Here is a 3,465-nt window from a genome sequence, read left to right on the forward strand (position 1 = left end):
TGCTTGAGCGCCCAGCGACTGTTTCGTTGGGCCGACACCAGCAGTGTGCCCAGCACCACGAATTTCGTCATCGGCACCACGATGCTGGCGACGAAGACGATGATGGCCAGATCCCACGAATCGTTGCGCCACAATTCGACCACGCCGGAAAGAATGGTGTTGTCGTCGACGTCGCCCAGGCTCACCGTACGCATGATCGGCAACAGGTTGGCCGGCAGGTACAGCACGGCCGCGGCGATCAACAGCGCCCAGGTGCGCGCCAGCGAGTTGGCCTTGCGCCGGTGCAGCGGCGCGTGGCATCGCGGACAAAGGGCGCCCGGTGGTACGTGTTCGGCGCGGCTTACCAGGCCACAGACATGACAGCCCACCACGCCCAGTTCACGGGCCGTGACCACGCCCGTCATTCGTTGTTCCCCGCGGTCTTGTGCCATAGCTGGCGGGCATCGTGGCTGGCGAAAACGGTGATCAGCAAGGTGAGCACGCCGAACGACCAGATACCCGCGCCCGGTACCACCTTGAAGTAGCTGGAGGCCTTAACCACTGCCACCAGGGTGCCCAGCATGAACACTTCGATCATGCTCCAGGGGCGCACGTAGTACAGCATCACCATGGCCTGGCGGAATCCCGGCGCACGCTCGCCACGCCGGGCGAAGGCCAGGAGCCAGCCGAAGATCAGGATCTGCGTCAGCGGGAAGAAGAACAAGGTAAGCGCCGCCAGCACCGCCACCACCTGCGACTGGTCGTTCCACATGGCGATGGCAGCACCCCACAAGGTGGTGGTGGCATTGCTGCTGCCCAGGCTCACCTGCACGATCGGCTCGACGTTGGCGATGATGAAGACGATGCCCGCGGCCACGATCAGGGCAAATTGCTTGTCCAGGCTCAGCCACTGGTGGCGATCCAGGATCGCCCCGCAACGCATGCAACGGGCCACCTCGCGACGCGCAAGGGTGCGGCGCCGGTACACCGCGTCGCAGTACTCACAGACCATCAACGGTTGCCCGGGTGCCACATGCATGTCCTTGGGTTTCCTTTCCTTTTCCCGCCTATGGTCGCAAATTAACGTGGAGACCGCGCGACGAAGGGTGCGGGAGGTTGCCTGAACCCTCCCCGGAATGGCAAGCCACTTGATATCCTTCCTCGCTTGCCCGACCTATGCGGGCATTCCACAAGCGTTTTTCGGAGTCTCCAGTGAGCCAGGCCAGCGAAAATACCTACGTCTTCGACGTTACCACGGCCAATTTCGAGGACGCCGTGATCAAGGCGTCTCTGACCACGCCCATCCTGGTGGATTTCTGGGCCAGCTGGTGCGAGCCCTGCAAGGCGCTCAGCCCACTCCTGGATAAACTGGCCGCCGAGTACAACGGCGCCTTCGCGCTGGCCAAGGTGGACGTGGACGCCGAGCAGCAGATCGCGGCCATGTTCGGCATCCGCAGCATCCCCACGGTGATGCTGGTCAAGGACGGCCAGGTACTGGACGGCTTCGCCGGGGCCCTGCCCGAAGGCCAGCTGCGGGAATTCCTCGGCCGACACCTGCAGCCGTTCGACGCCGAAGAAGGCGAGGCCCTGGAGCCGCCGGCCGCCGAGGTCGAGGCCGAAACGCCCGAAGCTGCCATCAACCGCCTGCAGCAGGCCATCGCCGCTGAACCCGACGCCGCGGGCCTGAAGCTCGACCTCGCCGTGGCCCTGATGACCGCCGGCCGCACCGAAGCCGCCGCGGCAGAACTCGACGCCCTGCCCGCCAATCTTTCGGTGGACCCCCGCGCCGTACGGCTGCGCAGTGAGCTGGAATTGTCCAAGGCCCTGGCGGGCGCGCCGTCCGCCGCGGAACTGCGCGCCCGCGTCCAGGCCAATCCCGCCGACGCCGAGGCACGCGACCAGCTGGGCGTTCGCCTGTTGCTGGAAGGCGACCCCGCCGCCGGCATGGACCAGTGGCTGGAGCTGCTCAAGACCCAGCGCGACTGGAACGACGGCGCGGCGAAGAAGCGCCTGCTGGCAGCCTTCACCACGCTCAACGATGCCGAACTCGTCGGCCGCTATCGCCGCAAGATGGCAAGCCTGTTGTTCTGATGTCGCCGGGTACTTTCAGGCGGCTGATGAACCTCTGGCCGCCCTTCCTCTTCAACAGCATCGCCGTGACCGACATCAGCGATGATTGGTCGGAAGTCCGCGTGCGCCTGCGCCTTCGTTTTTGGAACAAGAACTTCGTGCGCACGCAGTTCGGCGGCAACCTCTTCGCCATGGCCGACCCTTTCTTCATGTTGATGGGCATGCATCGTCTGGGCGACGACTACTACGTATGGGACAAAGCTGGCGAGATCGAATTCATTGCGCCGGGCAAGGAAGACGTCTACGCCCACTTCGTGATGAGCGATGAAGCGGTGGACGAGTTGCGTGCGGAGGCCGCCAGCGGGGCCAAGGTACTGCGCTGGTTCGAGGTGGACATCACCACCGCGCAAGGCGACCTGGTAGCGAAGGTGCGCAAGCAGCTTTATGTGCGGCAGAAGCCGAGGGCGCGGCCGGCGTAGGCCGTCACGCCTTGTTGCGATCGGTCTCCAGCGCACGGTTGATGCGCAGCGCCAGCAAGGTGCAGGCCACGCCCGAAAGGAGGTACACGCTGACGGCACCCAGGCCAAAGCGCATCGACAGGCTCAACGCAACCAGTGGCGCAAAAGCCGCACCGATCAGCCAGGCGAAATCGGACGTCAGGGCCGCGCCGGTATAACGGAAGCGCTTGGCGAAATTCGCCGTGACCGTCCCCGCCGCCTGACCGTAGGACAGGCCAAGGAGGGCAAAGCCGATCAACAGGAAGGCATCCTGCGCTACCCTGCCGCCGCCGAGCAGCCAGGGGGAGGCAATGGCGAACAGGCCGATCAGTACCGCCATGGCGCCGAGCATGTTGCGGCGGCCGAACCTGTCGGCGAGGACACCCGAGGCCACCGTGGCTCCGATGGCAATGAAGGCGCCGATGATCTGCACGATCAGGACGTTGTTGATCGCCTGCGAACGGTTCAGCGTGATCCAGGACAGCGGGAAGATCGTCACGATGTGGAACAGGGCATAGCTGGCCAGGGCGGCAAAGGCGCCGATGAAGAGGTTGTAGCCCTGGGCATTGAGCATCTCCAGGGTACCGATCGGCTCGAGCTGGCCTTCTTCCATCAGCTGGGTGTATTCCTCGGTAACCACCAGGCGCAGGCGGGCGAACAGGGCCACGACGTTGATCGCGAAGGCCACGAAAAACGGGTAGCGCCATCCCCAACTAAGGAAATCTTCGTTCGACAGCTGCGTGTGCAGGAACAGGAACAACGACGCGGCGATCAAGAAACCGGTCGGGGCGCCGAGCTGGCCGAGCATCGAATACCAGCCACGGCGGGCCTTCGGCGCATTGAGCGAAAGCAGTGAAGGCAGGCCGTCCCACGATCCCCCCAGGGCGATGCCCTGCAGGAAACGCAAGGCCGAGAGAAT

Annotated in this window: 5 protein-coding genes; 2 read left to right on the forward strand and 3 right to left on the reverse strand. The window is 64.6% G+C overall.

All coding sequences use genetic code 11. From position 1 onward, the window contains the following. Both VK519_RS08635 and VK519_RS08640 read right to left on the reverse strand, forming a co-directional pair. A partial coding sequence (locus VK519_RS08635; RefSeq protein ID WP_324349049.1) for a paraquat-inducible protein A occupies positions 1–404 on the reverse strand: 404 nt, incomplete at its 3' end. After that, positions 401–1,018, reverse strand: a complete 618-nt coding sequence (locus VK519_RS08640) for a paraquat-inducible protein A (protein ID WP_324349051.1) — start codon at positions 1,016–1,018, stop codon at positions 401–403. The genes VK519_RS08635 and VK519_RS08640, both read right to left, overlap by 4 nt. Positions 1,019–1,191: 173 nt before the next feature. Here VK519_RS08640 and trxA point away from each other — a divergent pair, with 173 nt between their 5' ends. Both trxA and VK519_RS08650 read left to right on the forward strand, forming a co-directional pair. After that, complete coding sequence (trxA, locus tag VK519_RS08645) at positions 1,192–2,070, forward strand: thioredoxin (protein WP_324349053.1); 879 nt, start codon at positions 1,192–1,194, stop codon at positions 2,068–2,070. Then, the gene (locus tag VK519_RS08650) at positions 2,070–2,528 is read left to right on the forward strand and encodes a DUF4442 domain-containing protein (RefSeq protein WP_324349054.1); all 459 of its coding nucleotides are present in this window, start codon (positions 2,070–2,072) and stop codon (positions 2,526–2,528) included. Before trxA ends, VK519_RS08650 begins: the two co-directional genes overlap by 1 nt. 4 nt (positions 2,529–2,532) lie before the next feature. On the opposite strand, the gene VK519_RS08655 is transcribed toward VK519_RS08650, so the two are convergent. After that, a partial coding sequence (locus tag VK519_RS08655; RefSeq protein ID WP_324349055.1) for an MFS transporter occupies positions 2,533–3,465 on the reverse strand: 933 nt, incomplete at its 5' end.

Origin of the sequence: Pinirhizobacter sp. (assembly GCF_035317885.1) — a bacterium.
Lineage (GTDB): Bacteria > Pseudomonadota > Gammaproteobacteria > Xanthomonadales > Rhodanobacteraceae > Pinirhizobacter.

Excerpts from the sequence above, each read along its gene's own strand:
- VK519_RS08640 (WP_324349051.1), bottom strand. The coding sequence starts at position 1,018 with ATGCATGTGGCACCCGGGCAACCGTTGATGGTCTGTGAGTACTGCGAC.
- VK519_RS08650 (WP_324349054.1), top strand. The coding sequence starts at position 2,070 with ATGTCGCCGGGTACTTTCAGGCGGCTGATGAACCTCTGGCCGCCCTTC.